Origin of the sequence: Microbacterium sp. H37-C3, from assembly GCF_027157935.1 — a bacterium.
Taxonomy (GTDB): domain Bacteria; phylum Actinomycetota; class Actinomycetes; order Actinomycetales; family Microbacteriaceae; genus Microbacterium; species Microbacterium plantarum.
In genome coordinates, this window is sequence record NZ_JAPVLR010000003.1 from 187,150 (window position 1) to 211,453 (window position 24,304).

Here is a 24,304-nt window from a genome sequence, read left to right on the forward strand (position 1 = left end):
TCGCGTTCGGCTGACCGTCAGGGCGCGCGGCGCGGGTCGATCCCGAGTGTGCCGGCGACGTCATCGAAGCCCCCGACGCGAGCGAGCTCCGCGGCGCGCGCCGATGCCCGCTCGAACAGGTCGTCGAACCTGACCGGGGCGCCGGCGGCCGCGGACGCCACGGCAGCCTCGACCATGGCGAGGCTGCCGATGTTGCGCGTGATCTCGCCGGACGGTACCGGACCGCCGTCGAGGGCTGCGACGAACTCGGCGAGGGCGGCATCCAGCCCCTCGGCCCCGTCCGCCAGCACAGCAGCCTGCGCGCCGCCCTCACGTGGCTGGATCACGACGTCGGTCTCTCCGTCCCAGGCAGCGGATCCATGGGCAGCGCTTCCCCGCCAGTCGCCGTTCCACGAGGTCGTCAGACCGTCGGCGCACCAGCTGCCGGAGTACGAGAACCGGCGCCCATCGGCGAAGCGGAAGATCGCCTCGGCCGCGGCGGCGCCGCGGTACCAGCTCCAGCTGGGCGAGAACTCCTCGCAGAAGACCGACACGGGTTCACTCGAGAGCAGGTACCGGGCTTGGTCGAACTGGTGGATCGCCATGTCCACGAGCAGCGGCGACGGCATCTCGTCTCGGAAACCTCCGAACCGGGGGTTCTGGAAGAAGCGGACGTCGAGCTGCTCGACGCCGCCGAGGCTGACCAGGGCGTCGCGGAACGCCCGGATCCCGCGGGAGTGCCGACGCGACTGACTCGTCGCCATCAGGGTCCCGGTCGACGCGCTGACGGCGGACAGCAGCAGCGCCTCGGCCACGGTCGGCGTCACCGGCTTCTCGCTCAGGACGGGAACACCCGCCCGCAGCGCCGCGGCGCTCACCTCGAGATGCGCCTGCGGGATCGTGACGTTGACGACCAGGTCGACGTCGACGGCAGCGAGTGCGTCTTCGACCGAGCCGAAGCTCGGGACATCGAGTCCCCGCTCGACTGCCGCGGCCCGCGCGGCGTCGGCGACGATGTCGACGAGCCCGACGATCTCGAGATCAGGACGACGAGCGACCGTGTCGATCCACGCCTTCCCCATCGCTCCCGCCCCGACGACGACGACACGACGGGCGCGCCCCGTCACGACTGCTCCTCGCCGTCCCACTCCCGCGGAACGTCCCACTCCCCCGTGCGATGCATCGCCAGACGGGCGGTGGCGCGGGGGCGGTCGTTCCGAGCCCATCGCGCCGCGTTCGCGAGGACGAGCTGGATCTCGGGCTGATGGTAGACGGGATAGTCCTGGTCACCCGGCGAGAAGTAGAACACCCGCCCGTGACCGCGGAAGAACGTCATGCCCGAGCGGAACACCTCACCGCCCGAGAAGTTCGAGACGAAGACGAGCTCGTCCGGCTGCGGCACGTCGAAGAACTCGCCGTACATCTCCTGCTCGGGGATGACGATCGGCTGCGGCACGCCGGCGGCGATCGGATGCGTCGGCGAGACCGTCCACACGAGCTCCCGGTCATGCGCCTGCCGCCAGCGCAGCGCGCAGGTCGTCCCCATCAGACGGATGAAGATCCTCGAGAAGTGCGCCGAATGCAGCGCCACGAAACCGAGCCCGCCGAGCACGTGCCGGTGGACCCGCTCGACCACGACGTCGTCGACCTCGTCGTGCAGGAGGTGCCCCCACCAGAAGAGCACATCCGTCTGCGCGAGGCGCTCCTCGCTCAGCCCGTGCTCCGGATCGTCGAGCGTCGCCGTCTCGACGACGGCAGCGTCGCCGAGCAGTCGCCGCAAGCCCGCGGCGATGGTCCCGTGCATCGTTTCGGGATAGAGGGCGCGCGGGATGTCGTGATGCTTCTCGTGATGGTTCTCGCCCCACACCAGCACGCGGATGGGGGTGGATGTCGTGCCCGTCACCCCTTGAACGCTCCGTCCATGATGCCGGCGACCATGCGGCGCCCGACCACGAAGAAGACGATGAGCAGCGGCAAGGTTGCCAGGAACGACCCGCCCATCGTCAGCGCCAGGTCGATCGACCGGTTCGCCTGCAGCTGCTTCAGGGCGATCTGCACCGTGAACAGCTCGGGCGACTTCAGCACGATGAACGGCCACATGAAGTCGTTCCACACCGAGGTGAACGTGATGAGGCCGAGCACGAAGGCCGCGGGCCGCACGACCGGGAACCCGATGCGCCAGAAGATCTGCCAGCTGTTCGCCCCGTCGATGCGGGCCGCGTGCATGAGCTCGTCGTTGAGGGTGGTCGCCATGTGCTGCCGCATCCAGAAGATGCCGAACGCGCTGGCGAGCCCCGGGACGATGATCGCCTGCAGGGTGTCGACCCAGTCCAGCCACGAGATGATCAGGTACTGCGGGATGACGCTCAGCTGAGCGGGCACCGTCATGGTGAGCAGCACGATGACGAAGAGCGCGTTGCGGCCCCGGAACTGCAGCTTCGCGAAGGCGAAACCGGCGAGCGCGCACAGCAGTGATGCGATGACGGCGATCGAGAGCGAGACGATCGCGCTGTTCAGCAGCGACTGGAAGAACGGCACCGTGTCGAACACCTTCGTCGCGATGTCGAAGAAGTTGAGCCCCGGGTAGAAGCGCGGCGGGATCGAGGTGACCGCGGAGGCACCCACCGACGCGATCACGAACATGTAGTACAGCGGGAAGACGCTGATCACGACCGCGATCCCGAGCAGCACGTAGACCGGCCAGGGCACGCGGCCGACGCGCCCGCCTCCGCGCCGCGGACGCTTGCGGGGCGCGCTCAGCGCGGTCGGATCGAGGGGACGCGGCACAGCTGTGTCGACGGCGTCGGACATCATCGGGCCTTTCGGGTGCGGGTGGTCAGGAAGAAGTTGATCGCCGAGACCACGACGACCACGACGAAGAGGGCGACACCGATCGCCGAGCCGTAACCGAACTCGAACTGGCCGAAGCCCTGCTCGTAGAGGAACAGCGCGAGGGTCTGGCACTGTCGCCCGCCGCCGCAGGTCAGCCCCGACTCGGGAGCCACCAGCAGGGGCTCCGTGAAGATCTGCAGCCCGCCGATGGTCGACATGATGACGGTGAAGATGATGATGGGCCGCAGCGACGGGATCGTCAGGTGGATGAACTGCTGCCAGCCGGACGCGCCGTCGACCGAGGCCGCTTCGTACATTTCGCGCGGGAGCGCCTGTAGCCCGGCGAGGTAGAGCAGCGTGTTGTATCCGAACCATCGCCACATCACCATCGACGAGATGACGATCCACGAGCCGACCTGAGACGACAGGAAGTTCACCGCCGGGATGCCGAAGAGGTCGAGCACCCAATTGATGAGCCCGAAGTTCTTGTCGAAGATCTGCGCGAAGACGAGGGCGGTCGCGGCGACCGAGGTGATGTAGGGCACCAGCAGCGCCATGCGGAAGAAGTTCGCCATCTTGAGGGTGGCGTGGTTCAGCAGGTGCGCGAGGCCGAGCGCCAGCAGCAGCTGCGGGATCGTGGAGATGAGGAAGATCCCAAAGGTGTTCACGAACGCGTTCCAGAACCGGGAGTCCTGGACGAGCCGCTCGAAGTTCGCCAGACCGACGAACGTCTGCTCCCCGATCGGGTTCCAGTCGAATAAGGCCACGTAGAACGTGAACAGCAGGGGGAACAGCCCGAAGATCAGGAAGATCACGAAGAACGGGGCGATGTAGATGTAAGGCGCGATGCGCTCCGCGAGCGGCTGGCGGATGGCGCGTCTCGGCGGACGCTCGCGCCGAGCGGTCTTCTTGTCGATGGTGATGGCGGTGGCGGTGGCTGTCGCGGTCATGATGCGTCCTCGATGAGGGTGGTGGCCCGCCCACGGGCGGACCACCACCGAGCGGGTAAGGTCAACCGCCGATCGCGGCCCGGGCGCTGTCGACGCCGGTCTGCCACGCGTCGCGCGGCGCGACGTTGCCCGCTTCCATGTCGACGAGGGCATTGAGCAGCGCCGCCCCGATCGCGCTCGTGTCCGGCCCGTTGTGGAAGGACTGGAACTGCAGCACCGAGTTGCTGATGACCTCGCCGATCCGGGAATCCCCGAAGAAGGGATCGGTGTAGCCGGTCACCTCGCTGCTCTCGAGAGCGCTCTTGGCCGCCGGGAACGTGCCGGTGCGGGCGAAGTGCGCCGTTTGTCCTTCCGGCGAGAGCATCGTCTCGATGTACTTCCATGCGGCCTGCGGGTTCTTCGCGCGGGCGGGGATCGCGATGACGCTGCCACCCCAGTTGCCGCCGACGCCGGGGATCGCGGCGACTCGCCAGAGCCCCTCGGTGTCGGGAGCGTCGTTCTTGTAGCCGGACAGCATCCAGGAGGGCGCGGTGCTGACCGCGAACGCGCCGTTCGCCTTGCCCGGAGCCCAGCCCGACGACCAGGCGGCGATGCCGGCGCTGATGCCCGCCTCGTAGGTGCGCACCGCGACGTCGAACGCCTCCTCCACCTGCGGGTTGGTGTCGAAGATGAGCTCGCCGTCCGGTGTGTAGTACTTCTCGGTGACCTGGTTCACGGTCGAGAAGAAGACGCTCGTCTCGACGTTGTCGACGAAGGGCTCTCCGGTCGCGGCCGTGTACTTCTTGCCCATCTCGATGAAGCCGTCCCACGTCGACCACATCTCGGCGACCTCGTCCGGGTCGGTCGGCAGCCCTGCCGCCTCGAAGAGGTCTGCGCGGTAGGCGAAGCCGAGCCCGCCGATGTCGGTCGGGATGCCGATGATCGAGCCGTCCTCACCCGTCGCCTCGGCGATGGCCCAGTCGAGGTAGCCCTCGCCGATGTCGTCGCCGCCCAGCGTGCGGAGGTCGATGAAGTTCCCGGGGTTCTCGATGAATTTCGGCAACTCGTCGTTCTGGATCATGACGAGGTCGGGGACGCGTCCGCCGGCCAGGGCCGCGGTGAGCGCGGTCGCGGTCTCGGCGGTGCTGCCGACCTCCGACAGCTTCACCTTCGCGTCCGGGTTCTGCTCGAGGTACTGGTTGACGGAGTCCTGCTGCCCGATTCCCGTGAACGACCAGAACTCGAACTCGGCGTTCGGGTCGTCCGACCCGCCGCCCGATCCACCGGACGTGCACGCGGTCATCGCGATCGCGACGACGCCGAGAGCTGCGACGGGCAGGGCCAGTCTGCGACGATTCACAACTGCTCCTCTTCTTTGGGGACATGTGATGTGCGCGGGGCGATCAGAGACCCCACTGAGAGATCGTTCTCTCATGCCGGGAAACAGTATCCCGAGATCGAACAGCTGGCAAGCCGCGGCATCCGCCAGTTTCGTCACATGCAGCGCAAGACCGGGACCATGAACGGATGGGTTGCGCGCAGCGGCTGCTGTCGTGCGAAGATCATCGCGTCAGAGAACGATCTTTCGCTCGCTGAACCCGACCTAGGAAGAGGGAGCCATGTCTCGACCGACCATCGTCGACGTCGCCCGCGCGGCCGGCGTCTCACGCGCTACGGCAGCGCGCGTCCTGGCTGGAGCGACGAACGTCGACCCGGCGATGGCGGCCGCCGTCGGCCGCGAGGCCGCGCGCCTGGGCTACGAGACGAACTTCGCCGCGCGCGTGCTGCGCGGCGGGCGCGCCGGCGCGATCGGACTCGTCATCGCCTTCGACGAGCTCGGCGGGCTGAGCGGCACGTTCTTCACCGCGGTCATGAAGGGCGCAGCCAAGGGCCTCTCTGCCGGCGAGGTGCAACCGGTCCTGCTTCCCGCCGATCACGAGGACCTCGATCGCATCCCGCGGTTCCTGCGATCTGGAGCACTCGATGGCGCCATCGTCGTGCTCCAGCACGAGATCACCCACCTCGTCGACCGGCTCGCCGACTCGCCGGTGCCCATCGCGTGGGTAGGCCGCCCACGCGGCGAGATCGGCCCCGACCCGATCGTGATCGACTCGGACAACTACGGCGGCGGGGTCCTCGCCGCACGGGCGCTCGTCGAGCACGGGCGCCGCAATATCGGCATCATCACGGGCCCCCTCGACATGGAGCAGGCGCGCGAGCGCACCCGCGGATGGACCGACGAGCTCGCGCGCCACGGCATCGAGCCCGGACCCATCGTCCACGGCGACTTCACCCTCGACAGCGGCACGGCGGCGATGGCCCGACTGCTGCAGCGCGTCCCGGCCCTCGACGGGGTGTTCGCCTGTTCCGACCTCATGGCCGCAGGCGCCATGCGCGTGCTGCAAGCGGCCGGTAGGCGTGTGCCCACCGACGTCTCGCTCGTCGGCTTCGACGACATCCTGCTCGCCGCAGCGAACGACCCCCCGCTGACCACCGTGCGCCAACCGCTCGAGGAGATGGGCCGTGCTGCCGCCGACACGCTTCTGGGCGCCATCCGCGGGGACGACGTCGAGCGTGTGCAGGTGCTGCCCACCTCGCTCGTGCACCGGGAATCGCTGTGACCTCGGCGCACTCGTGAAAGCCGACCCGGATCTGGTCTTCCGCAGCACGGAGCCCGCCGAGTCGTGGGAGCACGGCGTCATCGTCGGAAGCGGTCGTGTCGGCGCCGTCGTCCACGGACCCGGCGACGAGCTGCGCATCTCGATGGCCCACGAGAGGTTCTTCCTGCCCGCGAACCCGCGGCCACCGGCACCCCGGCTGCATCCCGCCCTGCCGCGGTTGCGGGCGGCCCTCGGGAGCGGCAACCCGGCGCTGGCCGCCGAGATCTTCGACGCCGCGCTGACCGACGCCGGGTTCGCCGAGCTCGTCTGGACCGACCCGCTCGCGCTGTGCGGCTCGCTGACGGTGGCAACCTCGGGCGGATGCTCGACCGGGACGCGCGAGATCGACCTCGTCCGCGGCGTGGCGAGCGTGGCCTGGCGCGACGAGTCCGACGCGTCCCATCGGGTCAGCGTCGTCGCACCGCGCGCGAGCGACACGATCGAGCTCGCCCTCGAAGCCGACGCCGACACCGAGATGCGGATCCGCCTGGCACTCGCTCCCGTCGACGACACCCCCGCCGCGTCGTTCGCTCCCGACTACACCGGAACCGTCACGGGGCGCCTGCGCGCGGGCGACACCGGATGCCTCGAGATCGTCGACGTCGCCGGTCGACTCCTCGCCACCGTGACCGCGGCGATCCCCGAGCCCGGCGTCGCCTGGCGGGAGGATGCGGACGCGCTCGAGGCTCGCGTGCTCGTACCCGCGGGGGTGAGGCGGACGGTGCGCGTCGATCTGTCGGTCGTGGGGCAGCCATTCGATCCCGCGCGCGCTGCCGACTGGGACGACCGGCTCCGCTCGCAGGAGCGCGATCACGGCTCCCTGGTCACCTCATCGCTGCTCGACCTCGACGTCGCACCCGGCGTGGGCACGGCGACGACCGGTGAGCTGTGGCGGGACGCCCGATCGGGAAGCGCCGACGCCGTCCGTCGCGCGATCGAGATCGCCTATGTTTCGGGCCGGTCGAACATCATCTCGTCGGCCGGAGAGCTGCCGCCGACCCTCCAGGGCGTCTGGCAGGGCACCTGGAGGCCGGCATGGTCGGCCGACTACACGATGAACGGCAACGTGCAGAACGGGGCCCTTGCCGGCGTGGGCGTGACGGGAACACCCGAGCTCGCGCTCTCGCTCCTCGGGCTCGTCCTTCCGCACCTCGACGACTACCGGGCGAATGCGCGGCGGATCTACGGCGCCGACGGGATGCTGCTCCCCTCGCGCATGTCGACTCACGGCATCGCCAACCATGTCGACCGCGCCTACCCGCACGTCTTCTGGGCCGGCGCCGGCCCCTGGGTCCTCCGGATCGCGGCCGACGTCCTGGCGCTCACGGGCGACCGCTCGATCGTGGACGATCGCCTCTGGGAGCTCGTCGAGGGCGTGCTGTCCTTCGGTGAGACCGCGACGGTGGTCGTCGACGGCATCCGCCATTTCTCACCGAGCTATTCACCCGAGAACACTCCGGCCGGGTGGGCGACGCCGCTCGCGGTCGACGCCGCCGTCGATGTCGCCGCCTACCGCGACGCCGCCCGCGCGGCCCGTCTGCTCGGTCGAGCCCGGGCAGACGGCTCGCTCGACGAGCGGTGGGACGCGCTGGCGAACACCCTCCCCGACCTGGCGGTCGCACCCGACGGGACGCTGGCCGAGTGGCTCGATCCGGCGGTACCGGAGAACATCGCGCACCGACACGTCTCGCAGCTGTACCCGCTCTGGTACGACGCCGACGAGATGTTCGCCGCCGACAGCCCCTCGTCCGCCGCGCTGCGCGAGGCCGCTCGTCGGACGATCGACGCGAAGATCGCCTGGCGTGCGCATGATCCCGCTCCCCCGCCGGGCCGGATGGAGATGGCGTTCGGGCTCGGGCAGCTCGGTCAGGCGGCTGCCGCTCTCGGCGATGCGGAGGCGGCGGTGCGCTGCGTCGAATGGCTCGCACTCCTGCATTGGCGGCCGTCGCTCACGACGACCCACGACGCCGACAGCATCTTCAACCTCGACGCCAGCGGAGCGCTGCCCGCCGTCGTCGCGTCGATGCTCACTCGGTCGACGATGGACTCCCTCCAGCTGCTGCCCGCGCTTCCGGCACGGTGGCCGCGTGGCGAGGTCACGGGGCTCCGCGCGCGCGGCGGCATCGTGATCGACCGCCTGGCGTGGGATGAGGCCTCGGCGACGGTCGAGTTGCGCAGACTCCCCGCAGCCTCGTGGCTGTGTCCGGCGGGAACCACGATCGTTCATACCGGCTCGGGGTTCACGTGGCGGGACGAGCAGGACAACGCGGACGGCAGCGCGCGCGTCGTCGAGCTGCGCGATGAGCCCGTCACCCTGAGACTGCGGCGGCGGCAGCTCGGAACGGAGGAGCACAGCCACGACATCGTAGGCTGAACGGATGCCCGACCTCGCCTCGCCGCTCATCGCGTGGTACCGCGACAACGCGCGCGATCTCCCGTGGCGACGCCCGGGGTTCGGGGCTTGGGGAACCCTGGTCAGCGAGTTCATGCTGCAGCAGACTCCCGTCGTCCGGGTGATCCCCCTGCTGGAGGCGTGGCTCGAGCGATGGCCGACACCGGCGGATCTCGCCGCGGCGGCCCCAGCCGACGCGGTCCGGCAATGGGCCAACCTGGGCTATCCGCGGCGCGCGCTCTGGCTGCACCGTGCCGCCGTCGAGATCCGCGACCGCCACGCCGGGGTTGTGCCCCGCGACGTCGACGACCTGCTCGCGCTCACCGGTATCGGCGACTACACCGCGCGTGCCGTCGCCGTCTTCGCGTACGGCGACCGGCATCCGGTCGTCGACACGAACACTCGCCGCGTCCTGGCGAGAGCCGTGCAGGGGCGTTCGCAGCCCGGGCCGGCGGCGAAGCGCGACCTCGCCGACATGACCGAGATCCTGCCCCACGACATCGCCGCATCGGCCGTTGTGAACGCGGCGGCGATGGAGCTGGGAGCGCTCGTGTGCACAGCCCGAGTACCGAAGTGCGCTGCGTGCCCGCTGGCCGACCGTTGCGCGTGGCGCGCCGCCGGCTATCCCGACACCGGCGACACCCGCGTGAAGCAGGCGCGGTACGAGGGCAGCGACCGGCAGGCACGAGGCGCGATCCTCCGAGTCCTGCGCGCTGCGACGACGCACGACGTCGCCGCCGAGGACGTCATCGGCGACTGGCCCGACGCCGCTCAGCGTGACCGCGCGATCGACTCGCTCGTCTCAGACGGCCTCGTCGAAGCCGTCGACGGCCGGCTGCGCCTCCCCCGGTGACGGGACGGAAGAGGGATGCCGCGGCAGCGCGGCATCCCTCTTCTCAGTCCTCGTCCTCGTCGGCCTCACGAGGCTTGACGTAGGGGTCGGCTTCGCCCGCGTAGCTCGCGCCCGTCGCGGTGGCCGCGGTGGCGGCATCCCGCTCGCGCGCCTCGCGCAGCAGGTGCTCGATGTGACCCGCGTTCTCGGGGATGGCATCGAGGATGAACTCGAGCGTGGGGGTCACCCGCACGCCGAGCTTGCGACCGACCTCGCTGCGGAGCATGCCCGTCGCCGCGCGCAGGGCGTCGGCCGAGTCGGCTCGCTCCTGGTCGGAGCCGTACACGGTGTAGAACACCGACGCGTGCTGCAGGTCACCCGTCACACGCACGTCGGTGATGGTCACGAAGCCGAGGCGCGGATCGCGCAGGCCCTTCTCGAGCCGCTCCGCCACGAGCACGCGGATGCGATCGGCCAGACGCGACTGACGTTCGCTGGACATACCTTCTTCTCCCTACTCAGGCCCGCTCGTCGGCGGACCGGCGATTGCGGAGGCGATGGATGTCGCTCGGATAGTCGGGGTCTTGGGGGTCCTGTTATCCGAGCGACATCCGTCGCCGTAGCAACCAACGATGGGTCAGCCGCGCGGCTTCTCCACCATCTCGGTCGTCTCGATCTCGTCGCCGATCTGGATGTCGTTGTACTTGCCGAGGCCGATACCGGCTTCGAAGTCCGTACGGACCTCGGTGACGTCGTCCTTGAACCGGCGGAGCGACTCGATGGCGAGACCATCGGCGATCACGACACCGTCGCGGATGACGCGCGCCTTGGCGTTGCGCGTGATCGTGCCCGAGCGGACGATGACACCCGCGATGTTGCCGAACTTCGAGGAGCGGAACACCTCGCGGATCTCGGCCACACCCGACTGGACCTCTTCGTACTCCGGCTTGAGCATGCCCGTGAGCGACTGCTCGACGTCGTCGATCGCGTTGTAGATGACCGAGTAGAACCGGACGTCCACACCCTCGCGGGCGGCACGCTCACGCGCCTTCGTGTCGGGACGGACGTTGAAGCCGATGACGATCGCGTTGTCGATCGTCGCCAGGTTGATGTCCGACTCGGTGATGGCGCCGACGCCGCGGTGGATGATCCGCAGCTGGACGGAGTCGTCGACCTCGATCTTGAGCAGCGACTCCTCGAGGGCCTCGACGGCACCCGAGACGTCACCCTTGATGATGAGGTTGAGCGACTCGACCTTGCCCTCTTCGAGAGCACGGGTGAAGTCCTCGAGCGAGATGCGCTTGCGGGCCTTGGCCAGCTGGGCATTGCGCTCGGCAGCCTCGCGCTTCTCCGCGATCTGACGCGCGGTGCGGTCCTCCTCGGTGACGATGAACACGTCGCCGGCTCGGGGCACCGAGTTCAGACCCTGCACCTGCACCGGGCGCGAGGGGTAGGCCTCGTCGACCGCGTCGCCGTTCTCGTCGATCATGGCGCGGACGCGACCGTAGGCCGTTCCCGCGACGATCGCGTCGCCGACGCGGAGCGTTCCGGACTGGATGAGCACCGTGGCGACCGAACCGCGGCCCTTGTCGAGCTTGGCCTCGATCGCGACACCGCGCGCCGCCTTGTTCGGGTTCGCCGTCAGGTCGAGACCGGCGTCGGCGGTGAGCAGGACGGCGTCCAGGAGCTCCTGGATGTTGGTGCCCTGTCGAGCCGACACGTCGACGAACATGACGTCTCCGCCGTACTCCTCGGCGACCAGACCGTACTCGGTGAGCTGCTGGCGAACCTTGGCCGGGTTGGCGTCGGGCTTGTCGACCTTGTTCACCGCGACCACGATCGGCACGTTGGCGGCCTGCGCGTGGTTCAGGGCCTCGACCGTCTGCGGCATGATGCCGTCGTCGGCCGCGACCACGAGGATCGCGATGTCGGTCACCTGCGCACCACGGGCACGCATGGCGGTGAACGCCTCGTGACCCGGGGTGTCGATGAAGGTGATCGCACGCTCGATGCCCTCGTGCTCGGTCCAGACCTGGTACGCACCGATGTGCTGCGTGATGCCGCCGGCCTCGCCCGCGACCACGTTGGTCTGACGGATCGCATCGAGCAGTCGCGTCTTACCGTGGTCGACGTGGCCCATGACGGTGACCACCGGAGGACGGATCTCGAGGTCTTCGTCGCTCTCCGCTTCCAGCTCGGCGTCGAGATCGAGACCGAAGCCCTCGAGGAGCTCTTTGTCCTCGTCCTCGGGCGAGACCATCTGGATCTTGTAGCCGAGCTCCTCGCCGAGCACCTCGAAGGTGGCCTCGTCGAGCGACTCGGTGGCCGTGGCCATCTCGCCCAGGTTGAACAGGATCGTCACGAGCGTGCCGGGCTGCACCGTGTAGCCGCGCAGCGCCTCGAGCTTGTCCGCGAAGTCGGCGATCGATGCACCGCGGCGCAGGCGGATGATCTCGCCGTTGCCCTTCTGGACGTTGACGCCGCCGACGACCGGCGCCGACCGCATCTCGAATTCCTGCCGCTTCGCCCGACGCGACTTACGCTGCTTGGACTTGCCGCCGCCCTTGCCGAAGGCGCCTGCGGTGCCGCCGCCGGGGCCGCGACCGCGACCGCCGCCGCCACCGGGACGACCGGCGAAACCGCCACCGGGAGCACCCGGACGCTGGAAGCCGCCGGCACCGCCGGGACGACCGGGACCGCCGGGACGCTGCTGGAAGGGAGCACCGGGACGACCGCCGCCGCCGGGACGACCGGCGCCACCGGGGCGCGGAGCGCCGGGACGGGGAGCACCGGGACGCGGGGCCTGCGGACGCGGGATGTTGCCGGGCGTAGGCCGCTGGCCCATGCCCTGCGCCGAGGCGAAGGGGTTGTTGCCGGGGCGGGGACCGGCGGGACGCTGGCCCATGCCCTGCGAGGGCGCGAAGGGGTTGTTGCCGGGGCGTGCGCCACCCGGACGCGGCGGCTGCGAGCCGCCGGGCGTCGGGCCTGCCGGCTTGGCCGGACCGGGCTTGCCGGCGCCGGGCGTCGGGGCCGACGGAGCGGAAGGCGCCGCAGGGGTCGCCGACGACGCAGCAGGCGCAGCGGGAGCTGCCGGGGCGGATGCCGCGGGGGCAGCCGGAGCTGCGGGCGCGGCGGGCTTCGCGGGGCCGGGCTTGACGGCCGGGCCGGGCTTCGCTCCGGCGGGACCGGGCTTGCCGGCGCCGGGGCGCGCCGCACCCGGACGAGCGGCACCGGGCTTGGCGCCGCCCGACGCAGCGGGAGCGGGAGCCGCGGCGGCAGAGCCGCCCTCAGCCTCGAGCGCAGCCCGCAGCTTGCGAGCCACGGGGGGCTCGATGGTGGACGAGGGGCTCTTGACGAACTCGCCGAGCTCCTTCAGCTTCGCGAGCGCGACTTTGCTGTCGACGCCGAGTTCGGAAGCGATCTCGTGTACGCGTGGTTTTGCCACAATTCTCCTGTCTGAAGGCCCACCCTCGGACAGGGCGGACCGCTTAAGCGCGGACGGGTCTCATTTCGAGCCGTTCACTTCGTGTCCATAGCCGTTCAGCCTTTGCGCTGGTGATCAATCGGGAAATCCTGCGTGTCCAGTGGGCCGGACACCCGCAGGGCTCGTCCGAACGCGCGGCGCCGCAACGCGGCATCCATGCATTCGTGCGTCTCGTGCACCCACGCGCCCCTGCCCGGCAGCGACGCGGCTCGATCTGCGATCAAGACGCCGTCGCGGACCACGACTCGTAGGAGTGAGGACCGGGAGGCACGCGCGCGACAGCCCACGCACGTTCGAACAGGTTCCATTCTACCCCCTCGACCGACGTACCGGTTTCGTCAGGACTCCAGGATCGAGTCGGGCTGGATGTCGATCTTCGCGCCGGTCAGCTTCGCGGCGAGGCGGGCGTTCTGCCCCTCCTTGCCGATGGCGAGCGACAGCTGGTAGTCCGGGACGAGCGCCCGGACGGCCTTCGTGGCCGCGTCGAGCACGAAGCTCGAGGTGACCTTGGCCGGCGACAGGGCGTTGGCCACGAACGCCGGCAGGTCGGCGTTGTAGTCGATAATGTCGATCTTCTCGCCGCCGAGCTCTTCGGTGACGGCGCGGACGCGGCGGCCCAACTCGCCGATGCAGGCGCCCTTGGCGTTGATGGAGGGATCGTTGGCCTTGACCGCGATCTTCGTGCGGTGACCGGCTTCGCGCGCGAGCGAGGTGATCTCGACGAGACCGTTGGCGATCTCGGGCACCTCCATGGCGAAGAGCTTGCGGACGAGTCCGGGGTGCGTGCGGGAGACGGTGATCGAGGGGCCCTTGGTGCCCTTCGAGACCGAGGTCACGTAGACGCGCAGACGCGAGCCGTGCCGGTACTCCTCGCCCGCGACCTGCTCCTCGGGCGGGAGGATGGCCTCGATCGTGCCGAGGTCGACGTGCACCATGCGCGGGTTCGGCCCCTGCTGGATGACACCGGCGACGATGTCGCCCTCCTTGCCCCGGAACTCCCCCAGCACGGCGTCGTCGGCGATGTCGCGCAGGCGCTGGCTGATGACCTGCTTCGCGGCGAAGGCGGCGATGCGGCCGAAGTCGTCGGGAGTCGACTCCTCTTCGCCGATGACGGCGCCCTCGTCATCGCGGAGCGGCACGTAGATGGCGACGTGGCCGGTCTTGCGGTCGAGCTCCGCACGAGCCCCTTCGGGCAGCTCGCCGTCGGGCGAGGTGTGCTTGGCGTACGCCGTGAGGACCGCCTGCTCGATGATGCGGACGAGTTCGTCGAAGGGGATCTCCTTCTCTCGCTCGACGGTGCGCAGCAATGAGAGATCGATGTCCATGGGGCCCTCCATATTCAGCTCTTGTCCGGGCGCGTTTCGCGCTACCGGCATCCATCCCACGTTACCCGATGGGGCGGGGAACGTGTTTGCCCGGCGCCGAGGACGCCACGTCGAGCGGGCGATCTCGGGATACTGGGGGCATGACCGAACGCGCTCCCCGCCTCGCCGATCCCGGACTGATCGGACTGCTCGGTTTCGTGATCGCCACGCTCACGGCACAGCTGGAGCATCTCGGACTGCAGAACGAGAGCCCGGTGTTCTGGGTCGGTGCCGTCTTCGGCGGCGTGGTTCAGGTCACCGCGGGGATGCTGTCGTACTTCGCGGGCGACGACTTTCACTTCATCGTCTACAACGCCTTCGGGTGGTACTGGATCTGCATGCCCGGCTTCCTGCTCGGCGGCGAGCTCGGGTTCTTCGAGGTCGAGGGGCCCGCGCGTGGCGTGTTCACGCTCATGTTCTCGATCCTGGCCCTCGTGTTCGCCCTCTCGGCGGCATCGCGCAACACCGTGCTACCGGTGACACTGCTAGCCGTCGCGGCCGGCCTCGGCCTGCAGACGGTCACCGCGTTCGGCGGGCCGCCGGCCGTCGGAGCAGCCGGCTCGGTCGCGTTGCTCCTGGCCTCGGCGCTCGCGGCGTACATGCTGCTCGAGAAGTTCTACGCGCGAACGCTCGGTCGCAGCATCCTGCCGCTGGGGCCCGCGTGGTTCCGCGTCGCCTCCCCTGTATCGATTCAGGCGCATACTGTTTGAGGACCGGGCGGCCCGCGCTGCGGGAGACGACGCCCGATCGTGACATCGGTCGCGACGACGGCTTCGCCGCCGCGACCGCAACGCGAAAGGAACCCCTCATGACCACCACTGCGCACGCCGCCGTTCTCCACGGCCAGGACGCACCGTTCACGTTCGAGGAGATCACCCTCGACGACATCCGTCCGAACGAACTGCTCGTGAAGGTCGCCGCCACCGGCCTCTGCCACACCGACCTCGCCGTGCAGCACGGTCACATCCCCGCGGCGTTCCCGTTCGTCCTGGGCCACGAAGGCGCGGGCACCGTCGAGCAGGTCGGCGATGCCGTCGTCGGCTACGACGTCGGCGACAAGGTCGCGGTGTCGTTCGCCTCGTGCGGCCACTGCACCAACTGCCTCACGGGACGCGAGGCCTACTGCCGCAACTTCATGGCGCTCAACTTCGGCGGGGCGCGCGAGGACGGCTCGGCCACCATGACCGCCGCGGACGGTTCCGCCGTGCACGGCTCGTTCTTCGGACAGTCCTCGTTCGCCAGCCACGTCATCGTCGAGGCCCGCAACGCGGTGAAGCTGCCGACGACCGCCGACGTCGAGATCGCCGGCCCCCTCGGCTGCGGCGTGCAGACCGGAGCCGGCACCGTGCTCAACTCGCTCGACGTTCCCGCCGGCGCATCGGTCATCGTGACCGGCACCGGCGCCGTGGGGCTGTCGTCGATCATGGGGGCGAAGGTGGCCGGCGCCACGACGATCATCGCGGTCGACATCATCCCGGAGCGGCTCGAGTTCGCGGCGAAGCTCGGCGCAACCCATACGGTCAACAGCAAGGACGAAGACGCCGTGGCGCGCATCCTCGAGATCACCGGCGGGGTCGGCGCGGACTTCGCCGTCGACACCACGGCCGTTCCCGCGGTCGTCGACACGATCGTCGCCGCCACCGCGTTCGGCGCGAAGATCGCGCTTGTCGGTGTGCCGAAGCCGGGCACGGAGATCGCGCTGGCGTCCATCTCGGGCTCGGGCAAGACCTTCGTCGGCGCGATCGAGGGTGACGCGGTGCCGCAGAAGTTCATCCCCGAGATGCTCGCGCTGCACGAGGCCGGACGCTTCCCGTTCGACCAGCTCATCACCAAGTACCCGTTCTCACAGATCGAGCAGGCCATCGCCGACACGCAGTCGGGCAAGGCGGTCAAGGCCGTCCTCGTCATGGACTGACGACCCGGATACGCCGATCGGGCCGGAGCACGCACATCGCTGCGCGTTCCGGCCCGATTCCTTCCGTCTGACGGCACGACTTCGGCCATCGCTGAGCCACCCGGCGGTCGCCCCTCGGACACCTAGCCGTCACGGAGTCTCTCCAGAGTCGGGATCGGCGCACATCGCGCCGCCCTCCCCGTCGAACAGGAGTTCCCGCGTGTCCTCACGCCTTCCGTCAGCCACTCGCACGCGTCGCACCGCCGCCGCCCTCACCGTGGCGGGCCTCGCCGCCGGTCTCGCCGTGGCCGCGCCCGCAACCACCGCGGCGACCGCCGCCGCGCCTCCCGCCGAAGACCTCGCCTCCCGCTTCACCCTCGCCGTGCTGCCCGACACGCAGTTCTACTCGCGCTACTCGGCCGACCAGTTCCTGCCGCGCTACGGCACCGACCCGTTCGCGACGCAGACGGAGTGGCTGACGGCTCACGCGGACGACCTGCGCATTCCCTTCACGTTGCACCTCGGGGACATCGTCGACCGCGCCGGGGTCGAGGCCGAGTGGCGTGCGGCCGACGCCGCCATGCGCACCATGGACGAGGCCGCTGCGCCCTACTCGATCCTTCCCGGCAACCACGACGTGCTCAACAGCGGCGTCCGCGATGACCAGCTCGACGTCGCGAACGAGCCCTTCACCCGCTGGTTCGGCGCGACACGGGCGGCGACGCAGAGCACGTACGGCGGCAGCGACCCGCTGGGGCTGAGCCAGTTCCACATCTTCGAGGCCGAAGGCCAGCGGTTCATGTCGCTCGCCGTCGCCTGGAACGCCTCGGACGCGACGCTCGCCTGGGCCCAGAGCGTGCTCGACGCGCACCCGGACGTCCCGGTCATCCTCACCTCGCACGCCCTGATCAGCGTCGCGGCCGACCAGACCTCCCCCGTCGAGACCGGCGACAGCCAGCGGATGTGGGACCGCCTCATCCGGGGCAACGACCAGATCTTCCTGACCTTCAACGGCCACTTCCACGGCGCGACGCGACAGGTCAAGCAGAACGACTTCGGCCACGACGTGCATCAGGTGCTGATGGACTACCAGATGGCGTACGAGGGCGGCAACGGCTACCTCGGCCTCGTCGAGTTCGACCTCACCAACGGCCGCCTGTCGCTCGAAACGGGGTCGCCGTGGGTCGTGCAAAAGCCGCAGGAGAGCCTCACGAGCTACGACCAGCCCCTCCTCGACGGTGAGCATCAGCGTTTCTCGGTTTCGATCGACTTCCGCGAACGCTTCGCCGGCTTCGCTCCCGGGTTCACCGCCGGTTCCGCCGATGAGCCGAGGCTGACGGAGGCCGCGCGCGCGATCCTCCTCGACGGCTTCGAGGGCCCCGATCCGATCTCGACCGAGGCCCCCGGCAACGAACTCGACTTCGTCGAGGCCGAAGGCACGCTCGCGCACTGGCGATTCAACGGTCAGGACGGCGTCGTCGACGCGGACACGGTGATCGAGGACATCGCCGGCGACAACGACCTCACCCGTCCCGACCCCGCCGACACGAACGCGGTCGGGACACTCTGGGAGGACGTGACCGTCCAGTCCTCCGACGTGCACGGCTACTCGTCGGACGCGGCGGCCGTGTGCTTCGACGACTCGTCGGGATCGCGCTTCAGCTACCTGACGACGGCCCCCGACGCCCCGATCAATGAGGCAGACCTGTCGCAGGGGTACACGATCGAGACCTTCGTGAAGATGGACCCCGACTGGAACGCCTCGGCGAACGGATGGTCGAAGGCCCTGACCCGCACCGGCAACCGGTCGCAGATCGGTGTGCCCGAGACCCGCTGGGACTGGACCGCCTCCCCCACCGCGCTGGGCATCTCGAACCTGCGCGAGTTCCAGTACACGAGCCTCGACGCCGACGCGACGCTCGGCGACCGCGTCAACTGGTCGGGCGAGATCATGGTCGACCAGTGGCAGCACGTCGCGATCGTGAACGACCCCGCGTCGCGCACGACGACCATGTACGTCGACGGGGCCCCGGTGCTGCGCAACGCCACGAACGTCGGCGGTATGGCCTGGCACGAGGGACACTCGTGGATCCTCGGGGCCGACTGGACCGATGACGCCGCGCGCAACGGATGGCACGGCTGCATCGGCGAGACGCGCATCATCGACCGCCCGACCACGCCGGACGAGTGGCTGACGCAGCGCGCCGACCTGACCGGCTTCGAGTTGCGCGAGGCGCCGTCGGGCGAGCTCGCCGCCGATGTGTCGTCCGTGCGCTTCGCGGGCGTCGGCTTCCCCGGCGCCGAGGTGCGCCTGGCGCCCGCCGTCGAGGGCCTGGCGGCACGTGCCGACCTCGGCGGCGCCGTCACCGCCGTGGCGGAGGACGGCACGTGGGAGATCGTCGTCACCTCGGGCCTGACCGCCGGCGAGCACGCCGTCGAGCTCTCGCAGGCTCTCGGAGCGCGCTCGATCACGCCGCAGCGCGTCGCCTTCGCGATCGCGGCCGCCGCGCCTGCTCCGGCTCCGACGACGCCGACGCCCACCCTCCCCGGCGGGACCGTTCCCGGCGGGACCGCATCGGGAGGCACCGTGCCGACCGGCGCACCCGCCGCGGACGTCGACGGTTCGCTGGCCGCCACCGGCGGTGACTCGGGCCTCATGATGCCGCTGGCCGTGGCGGCATCCGTGCTCACCGTCCTCGGTGGCGTGCTCCTGGCGCTGCGTCGCCGACACATCGCCCGCGGCTGATCCCCGGGCCGGGGCGCGGCGGCATCCGCCGCGTCCCGGCCCGCCGCCGCCTCCTCGCCCTCGTGCCGTCGTAGGCTCGCGGGATGGCAGAACACGGGGTGCACGACGCGGCGCGTGCCGTCGAGCGGCATCCCGCGGCGCGCGTGCTCGCCCGGGGCGGCTACGTCGCGAACGGTTTCGTGCACCTGCTGATCGGGTCGCTCATCGTCGCGGTGGCTTTCGGCGGCGACCGCGACGCCGACCAGACGGGAGCCTTCCGCGCGGTCGCCGAGCTTCCGCTCGGGTTCGTCGCGCTGTGGGCCGCAGCCGCTCTCCTGACCGCGCTGGGCGTGTGGCATCTGGCCGAGGGCATGCTCGCCTCGCGACGGCGGCGCGGCGCGGCCGTCTGGGGGCTGCGGGTCGCGGAGTGGGGACAGGCGGTCGTGTTCCTGTTCTTCGGCGGGTTGTCCGCCGCCGTGGCGCTCGGCGCCCGCCCGCAGGCCGACGAGACCGCGCGCGACGCGAGCCGCGGCATCCTCGCCCTTCCGGGCGGCGTGTTCGCGATCGTGCTCGTCGGGGTCGGCGTCGCGATCGCCGGAGTGGTCTTCGTCGTGATGGGCGTGCGGCGCTCCTTCCACTCGAAGATGACGATCCCCGATGGAGCGGTCGGTCGCGCCGTCGAGAGCCTCGGGGTCCTCGGCTTCATCGCGAAGGGCATTGCTCTGGGGTCGCTGGGCGGTGTGCTCATCGTCGCCGCCGTGCGTTCGCGCGCCGACGAGGCCGGCAGCCTGGATGCCGCGATCCGGGCGCTGCTCGACCTGACGTTCGGCCCCGAGATCGTGGTCGTCGTGGGGGCCGGGCTCATCGCCTACGGCGTGTTCACGGTCTTCCGAGCGCGCTACGCCGACCTCTGAGCCCCGGGTCTCTCGGCGGCTGCCCGTCGTCGGGCGCACTTCGGCCTATCGACCGCAGAAACACGTGCGCCGGATGCCGCAATCTGCGCGGCATCCGGCGACCGGAAGCGGGGATCAGCGGGCGGTGAGTCGCGCGACCGCGTCGGCCGCGGCGAGGGTCTCGCGTTCGCCCGTCCGACGGTCCCACAGCTCGACCTGGCCGTCGGCCGCGCCTCGCCCGACGATGAGGATGCGCGGCACGCCCACCAGCTCGGCGTCGCCGAACTTCACGCCGGGCGACACCTTCGGGCGGTCGTCGTAGACGACCTCCAGGCCCGTCGCCTCGAGCTCGCCCGAGAGCTGCTCGGCCAGCTCGAAGGCCGCGGCGTCCCGGCCGGTCGCCACGACGTGCACGTCGAACGGAGCGACCGACGCGGGCCAGATGAGTCCACGCTCGTCGTTGTTGAGCTCGGCGATGATCGCGAGGATGCGGGTCACGCCGATGCCGTACGAGCCCATCGTGACCGTGACGAGCTTGCCGTTCTCGTCGAGGACCTTCAGCCCCAGTGCCTCGGCGTACTTGCGGCCGAGCTGGAAGACGTGACCGATCTCCATGCCCCGCGCGATCGAGACCGGGCCCGAGCCGTCGGGCGCCGGGTCACCCTCGCGCACGGTGGCGACCTCGACGAACGCGTCGGCCGTGAAGTCGCGGCCCGCGACGAGGGAGTGCACGTGCTTCTGGTCGACATTCGCGCCCGTGATCCACGAGGTCCCGTCGACGACACGGGGGTCGAGGACGTAGCGGATGCCGGTGGCTGACTCCTCGCCGAGCACCGGGCCCTCGGGCGACCAGGGGCCGATGTAGCCCTTGACCAGCAGCGGGTTCTTGGCGAAGTCCTCGGCCGTCGCCGGCTCGACCTCGGCCGGCGCGAAGGCGACCTCCACACGCTTGTCGTCGACGTCGCGGTCGCCGGGCAGGCCCACGACGACGAGCTCCCGCGTGCCGTCGAGGTGCGTGAGGGCGAGCACGACGTTCTTGAGCGTGTGCGCCGCGGTGAACTCGCCCTCGAGGGTGGCGTTGACGTGTGCCACGAGCGTCTCGATCGTGGGGGTGTCAGGCGAGTCGAAGATGACCGGCTCCGGCAGCCCGTCGATCGGCCCCGCCTCGGGGACGACCGTCGTGAACGCCTCGACGTTCGCGGCATACCCGCCCGCGGAGCGCACGAACGAGTCCTCGCCGACGGGGGTCGGGTGCAGGAACTCTTCCGAGCGGGAGCCACCCATGGCCCCGGCATCCGCCTGGACGATGACATATTCGAGACCGAGGCGCTGGAAGATGCGCTCGTACGCGTCGCGCTGGGCCTGATAGCTCGCCTCGAGCCCGGCGTCGTTCGCGTCGAACGAGTACGCGTCCTTCATCGTGAACTCTCGGCCGCGCAGCAGGCCGGCACGGGGACGGGCCTCGTCGCGGTACTTGTCCTGGATCTGGTAGATCGTCAGCGGCAGGTCCTTGTACGACGAGTAGAGGTCCTTGACGAGGAGGGTGAAGGCCTCCTCGTGGGTCGGAGCGAGCAGGTAGTCGCCGCCCTTGCGGTCCTGCAGGCGGAACAGCAGGTCGCCGTACTCCTCCCAGCGTCCCGTCGCCTCGTACGCCTCGCGCGGCATCAGCGCCGGGAAGTGCACCTCCTGCGCACCGGCCGCCGCCATCTCCTCGCGCACGACGCGCTCGATCTTGGCCTTGACGCGCAGGCCGAGAGGCAGCCAGGCGAAGATGCCCGCCGCCTGCGGTCGGATGTAGCCGGCGCGGATCAGCAGCTTGTGACTGGCGACCTCGGCGCCCGCGGGGTCTTCACGGAGCGTGCGGAGGAACAGGTGCGACATACGGGTGACCACGAGTCGAGTCTACGGATGCCGCGGGGCCGCGATGCGCGCGCGATCGTTCCTCACCCCGCCGCGTCCCGCATCGCCGACAGCACGCGCTCCGCGGCATCCACGACGTCCGGCGCCTCCATGGTCTCGACGACGTTCACGCCATCTGTCGCGAGGAGGTAGGAGCTGTCCGGACGGATAGCCCCGACGCCCTGCACGGCCTCGGTCGCGCCCGCGACGTCGACCGGCACCGGGACGTCGCGTCGGCCGTCACCTGCGGCGAGTCGATCCCATTCCCATGCGCCTCCGGGGGGCGACCGCGTCGAGTCGTGCAGTGACGACCGCAGCGGCCTCATCATCTCCCACACCATGTAGTGTCCGGCACCGCCGAGAAGGTTCGCGGTCGTGCGAACTAATCTGAACGGATGACGACCGTGCTGCTGACCGGATTCGAGCCGTTCGCCGGAGACGCGACGAACCCATCGGGGGACGCGGTGAACCTGGTCGCCGACCATTGGACGGGCCCGGAGAACCTGGTCATGGCGGTACTGCCGGTGACCTTTCATGGGGCCAGGTTGCAGCTGCTCGAGCTCATCGTCGAGCACTCCCCCGACGTCATCATCGCGACCGGCCTGGCCGGGGGCCGCACGGGGATCGCCGTTGAACGAGTGGCGCTCAACCTCAAAGACGCGCGGATCCCGGACAACAGCGGCGAGCAGCCCGTCGACGAGCCGTCGGTCAGGCACGCGCCCGACGCACACTTCGCGACCCTGCCCGTGAAAGCGATCGCCGCGGGCATCATGGCGGCGGGCATCCCCGCCTCGGTCTCATACTCGGCGGGCACCTTCGTCTGCAACCACGTGATGTTCACGGCCCTGGATGGCGGCGAGCCGGGCGATCGCGCCGCCGGCTTCATCCACGTTCCCTATGCCACCGAGAACGCACCCGAGGGCCAGCCGTCGCTGCCGCTCTCGGACATCGCGCAAGCGTTGCGCATCGCCATCCGCACCTCCTTGGACACCGAGGTCGACCACTCGTACGCGGCAGGCTCCATCTGGTGAGAGGCAGCTGCCTCGTCAGCTCGCGTACGAGCCGTAATCCCGATCTGTAGCGACGGCGTCGGTCGCGCCGGCCACGTCCGGTTCGACGACCGACGACTCCGCCGAGTTACGGAACCGATCTCAGGCGGTGACGACCTGCGCCGTGCCGAGCGGCGCGTCGGGGCCGAGCTCGTCGGCGATGCGGCGGGCCTCTTCGATGAGGGTCGCGACGATCTCCGACTCGGGCACGGTCTTGATGACCTCGCCCTTGACGAAGATCTGCCCCTTGCCGTTGCCCGAGGCGACGCCGAGGTCGGCCTCCCGGGCCTCGCCCGGCCCGTTGACGACGCAGCCCATGACGGCGACGCGCAGCGGCACGGTGACATCCTTCAGACCCGCGGTGACGTCGTCGGCGAGCGTGTACACGTCGACCTGCGCACGCCCGCACGACGGGCACGAGACGATCTCGAGCTTGCGCTCCCGCAGGTTGAGGGACTGCAGAATCTGGTGTCCGACCTTGACCTCCTCGGCCGGCGGCGCCGACAGCGAGACGCGGATGGTGTCGCCGATCCCCTCACCCAGCAGGATGCCGAACGCGGTGGCGCTCTTGATCGTGCCCTGGAACGCCGGCCCCGCCTCGGTCACCCCGAGGTGCAGGGGCCAGTCGCCGCGCTCGGCGAGCTGCCGGTAGGCCTTGACCATGACGATCGGGTCGTTGTGCTTGACCGAGATCTTGAAGTCATGGAAGTCGTGCTCCTCGAACAGCGAGGCCTCCCAGACCGCGCTCTCGACGAGCGCCTCCGGCGTCGCCTTGCCGTACTTCTCGAGCAGGCGACGATCGAGAGAGCCGGCGTTGACGCCGATGCGCAGCGAGACCCCGGCGGCCTTCGCCGCGTTCGCGATCGCACCGACCTGGTCGTCGAACTTCCGGATGTTGCCCGGGTTCACGCGCACCGCGGCGCATCCGGCGTCGATCGCCTGGAAGACGTACTTCGGCTGGAAGTGGATGTCGGCGATGACGGGGATCTGGCTCTTCTTGGCGATGATGTGCAGTACATCCGCGTCGTCCTGCGAGGGAACGGCCACACGCACGATCTCGCAACCGGATGCCGTGAGCTCGGCGATCTGCTGCAGCGTCGCGTTGATGTCGGTGGTCGGCGTCGTCGTCATCGACTGCACGCTGACGGGGGCTCCTCCCCCGACGAGCACCTTGCCGACGCGGATCTGCCGGCTCTTGCGGCGAGGGGCGAGGACGTCCGGAACCTGGGGCATCCCGAGATTGACAGCTGGCACGGGCACAGCCTACGCGGCACCGCCGCAGACGGGCTGGGAGCCGCGCGACACCGCATCCCCGGCGCGGGTGTGATAATTTCGGCCCATGCGCACGCGCCTCTCCTGGTGGCACACCGCC

At 70.1% G+C, this 24,304-nt stretch carries 20 protein-coding genes; 8 read left to right on the forward strand and 12 right to left on the reverse strand.

Going from position 1 to position 24,304, the window contains the following annotated elements; all coding sequences use genetic code 11:
* Positions 1-17 precede the first annotated feature (17 nt).
* The 5 genes from O1W71_RS09935 to O1W71_RS09955 form a co-directional block, all read right to left on the reverse strand.
* Positions 18-1,106, reverse strand: a complete 1,089-nt coding sequence (locus O1W71_RS09935) for a Gfo/Idh/MocA family protein (protein ID WP_269267696.1) — start codon at positions 1,104-1,106, stop codon at positions 18-20.
* The gene (locus tag O1W71_RS09940; RefSeq protein WP_269267697.1) at positions 1,103-1,882 is read right to left on the reverse strand and encodes a ThuA domain-containing protein; all 780 of its coding nucleotides are present in this window, start codon (positions 1,880-1,882) and stop codon (positions 1,103-1,105) included. The genes O1W71_RS09935 and O1W71_RS09940 overlap by 4 nt, the downstream gene beginning before the upstream one ends.
* Positions 1,879-2,793 (reverse strand): carbohydrate ABC transporter permease, encoded by a 915-nt coding sequence (locus tag O1W71_RS09945; RefSeq protein ID WP_240309720.1) that lies wholly within the window; start codon positions 2,791-2,793, stop codon positions 1,879-1,881. Before O1W71_RS09945 ends, O1W71_RS09940 begins: the two co-directional genes overlap by 4 nt.
* Positions 2,790-3,761 carry a carbohydrate ABC transporter permease gene (locus tag O1W71_RS09950; RefSeq protein WP_112617233.1) on the reverse strand — a complete coding sequence of 324 codons (972 nt, stop codon included), beginning with the start codon at positions 3,759-3,761 and terminating at the stop codon, positions 2,790-2,792. The genes O1W71_RS09945 and O1W71_RS09950 overlap by 4 nt, the downstream gene beginning before the upstream one ends.
* Positions 3,762-3,822: 61 nt before the next feature.
* On the reverse strand, positions 3,823-5,100 hold the full coding sequence (locus tag O1W71_RS09955; RefSeq protein ID WP_269267698.1) for an ABC transporter substrate-binding protein: 1,278 nt from the start codon (positions 5,098-5,100) through the stop codon (positions 3,823-3,825).
* Between the two features lie 259 nt (positions 5,101-5,359).
* On the opposite strand from O1W71_RS09955, the gene O1W71_RS09960 reads away from it, so the two are divergent.
* From O1W71_RS09960 to O1W71_RS09970, 3 genes are read left to right on the forward strand one after another with little or no spacing between them, the layout of a single operon-like run.
* The gene (locus tag O1W71_RS09960; RefSeq protein WP_114588436.1) at positions 5,360-6,361 is read left to right on the forward strand and encodes a LacI family DNA-binding transcriptional regulator; all 1,002 of its coding nucleotides are present in this window, start codon (positions 5,360-5,362) and stop codon (positions 6,359-6,361) included.
* A 13-nt stretch (positions 6,362-6,374) separates the two neighbouring features.
* Positions 6,375-8,774, forward strand: a complete 2,400-nt coding sequence (locus tag O1W71_RS09965; protein ID WP_269267700.1) for a glycosyl hydrolase family 95 catalytic domain-containing protein — start codon at positions 6,375-6,377, stop codon at positions 8,772-8,774.
* A gap of 4 nt (positions 8,775-8,778) precedes the next feature.
* Positions 8,779-9,645: an A/G-specific adenine glycosylase gene (locus O1W71_RS09970; protein WP_269267701.1), complete on the forward strand. Its 867-nt coding sequence runs from the start codon at positions 8,779-8,781 to the stop codon at positions 9,643-9,645.
* Positions 9,646-9,688: 43 nt separating this feature from the next.
* On the opposite strand, the gene rbfA is transcribed toward O1W71_RS09970, so the two are convergent.
* The 4 genes from rbfA to nusA all read right to left on the reverse strand — a co-directional run bounded on the left by rbfA (position 9,689) and on the right by nusA (position 14,433).
* Positions 9,689-10,126: a 30S ribosome-binding factor RbfA gene (rbfA, locus tag O1W71_RS09975; protein WP_071919310.1), complete on the reverse strand. Its 438-nt coding sequence runs from the start codon at positions 10,124-10,126 to the stop codon at positions 9,689-9,691.
* 135 nt (positions 10,127-10,261) lie between these two features.
* A complete protein-coding gene (gene infB, locus O1W71_RS09980; protein ID WP_269267703.1) occupies positions 10,262-13,069 on the reverse strand; it encodes a translation initiation factor IF-2 in 2,808 nt (935 codons plus the stop codon).
* 95 nt (positions 13,070-13,164) lie between these two features.
* On the reverse strand, positions 13,165-13,416 hold the full coding sequence (locus O1W71_RS09985; protein ID WP_269267704.1) for a YlxR family protein: 252 nt from the start codon (positions 13,414-13,416) through the stop codon (positions 13,165-13,167).
* 30 nt (positions 13,417-13,446) lie between these two features.
* On the reverse strand, positions 13,447-14,433 hold the full coding sequence (gene nusA / locus O1W71_RS09990) for a transcription termination factor NusA (RefSeq protein WP_269267705.1): 987 nt from the start codon (positions 14,431-14,433) through the stop codon (positions 13,447-13,449).
* Positions 14,434-14,573: 140 nt separating this feature from the next.
* Here nusA and O1W71_RS09995 point away from each other — a divergent pair, with 140 nt between their 5' ends.
* The 4 genes from O1W71_RS09995 (at position 14,574) to O1W71_RS10010 (ending at position 20,005) form a co-directional block, all read left to right on the forward strand.
* Positions 14,574-15,182: an acetate uptake transporter family protein gene (locus tag O1W71_RS09995; protein ID WP_269267706.1), complete on the forward strand. Its 609-nt coding sequence runs from the start codon at positions 14,574-14,576 to the stop codon at positions 15,180-15,182.
* 98 nt (positions 15,183-15,280) lie between these two features.
* Complete coding sequence (locus tag O1W71_RS10000) at positions 15,281-16,387, forward strand: NAD(P)-dependent alcohol dehydrogenase (RefSeq protein WP_269267707.1); 1,107 nt, start codon at positions 15,281-15,283, stop codon at positions 16,385-16,387.
* Positions 16,388-16,586: 199 nt separating this feature from the next.
* The gene (locus O1W71_RS10005) at positions 16,587-19,112 is read left to right on the forward strand and encodes a LamG-like jellyroll fold domain-containing protein (protein ID WP_269267708.1); all 2,526 of its coding nucleotides are present in this window, start codon (positions 16,587-16,589) and stop codon (positions 19,110-19,112) included.
* Between the two features lie 83 nt (positions 19,113-19,195).
* A complete protein-coding gene (locus O1W71_RS10010; protein WP_269267709.1) occupies positions 19,196-20,005 on the forward strand; it encodes a DUF1206 domain-containing protein in 810 nt (269 codons plus the stop codon).
* 114 nt (positions 20,006-20,119) lie between these two features.
* Here the strand turns inward: O1W71_RS10010 and O1W71_RS10015 are convergent, their stop codons facing one another.
* A complete protein-coding gene (locus O1W71_RS10015) occupies positions 20,120-21,877 on the reverse strand; it encodes a proline--tRNA ligase (protein ID WP_269267711.1) in 1,758 nt (585 codons plus the stop codon).
* Between the two features lie 50 nt (positions 21,878-21,927).
* Positions 21,928-22,104 carry a hypothetical protein gene (locus O1W71_RS10020; protein ID WP_269267712.1) on the reverse strand — a complete coding sequence of 59 codons (177 nt, stop codon included), beginning with the start codon at positions 22,102-22,104 and terminating at the stop codon, positions 21,928-21,930.
* 174 nt (positions 22,105-22,278) lie between these two features.
* Between O1W71_RS10020 and pcp the strand changes: the two genes are divergently transcribed.
* Positions 22,279-22,914 carry a pyroglutamyl-peptidase I gene (gene pcp, locus O1W71_RS10025; protein ID WP_269267713.1) on the forward strand — a complete coding sequence of 212 codons (636 nt, stop codon included), beginning with the start codon at positions 22,279-22,281 and terminating at the stop codon, positions 22,912-22,914.
* 120 nt (positions 22,915-23,034) lie between these two features.
* On the opposite strand, the gene ispG is transcribed toward pcp, so the two are convergent.
* A complete protein-coding gene (ispG, locus tag O1W71_RS10030) occupies positions 23,035-24,165 on the reverse strand; it encodes a flavodoxin-dependent (E)-4-hydroxy-3-methylbut-2-enyl-diphosphate synthase (RefSeq protein WP_023955151.1) in 1,131 nt (376 codons plus the stop codon).
* Positions 24,166-24,304 lie beyond the last annotated feature (139 nt).

Bases quoted from the DNA above. Each gene is read 5' to 3' on its own strand.
- O1W71_RS09945 (WP_240309720.1), bottom strand. From the start codon at position 2,793: ATGATGTCCGACGCCGTCGACACAGCTGTGCCGCGTCCCCTCGATCCG.
- O1W71_RS09950 (WP_112617233.1), bottom strand. From the start codon at position 3,761: ATGACCGCGACAGCCACCGCCACCGCCATCACCATCGACAAGAAGACC.
- O1W71_RS09960 (WP_114588436.1), top strand. From the start codon at position 5,360: ATGTCTCGACCGACCATCGTCGACGTCGCCCGCGCGGCCGGCGTCTCA.
- O1W71_RS09970 (WP_269267701.1), top strand. From the start codon at position 8,779: ATGCCCGACCTCGCCTCGCCGCTCATCGCGTGGTACCGCGACAACGCG.
- rbfA (WP_071919310.1), bottom strand. From the start codon at position 10,126: ATGTCCAGCGAACGTCAGTCGCGTCTGGCCGATCGCATCCGCGTGCTC.
- O1W71_RS09985 (WP_269267704.1), bottom strand. From the start codon at position 13,416: ATGGAACCTGTTCGAACGTGCGTGGGCTGTCGCGCGCGTGCCTCCCGG.
- nusA (WP_269267705.1), bottom strand. From the start codon at position 14,433: ATGGACATCGATCTCTCATTGCTGCGCACCGTCGAGCGAGAGAAGGAG.
- O1W71_RS09995 (WP_269267706.1), top strand. From the start codon at position 14,574: ATGACCGAACGCGCTCCCCGCCTCGCCGATCCCGGACTGATCGGACTG.
- O1W71_RS10000 (WP_269267707.1), top strand. From the start codon at position 15,281: ATGACCACCACTGCGCACGCCGCCGTTCTCCACGGCCAGGACGCACCG.
- O1W71_RS10010 (WP_269267709.1), top strand. From the start codon at position 19,196: ATGGCAGAACACGGGGTGCACGACGCGGCGCGTGCCGTCGAGCGGCAT.
- pcp (WP_269267713.1), top strand. From the start codon at position 22,279: ATGACGACCGTGCTGCTGACCGGATTCGAGCCGTTCGCCGGAGACGCG.
- ispG (WP_023955151.1), bottom strand. From the start codon at position 24,165: ATGCCCCAGGTTCCGGACGTCCTCGCCCCTCGCCGCAAGAGCCGGCAG.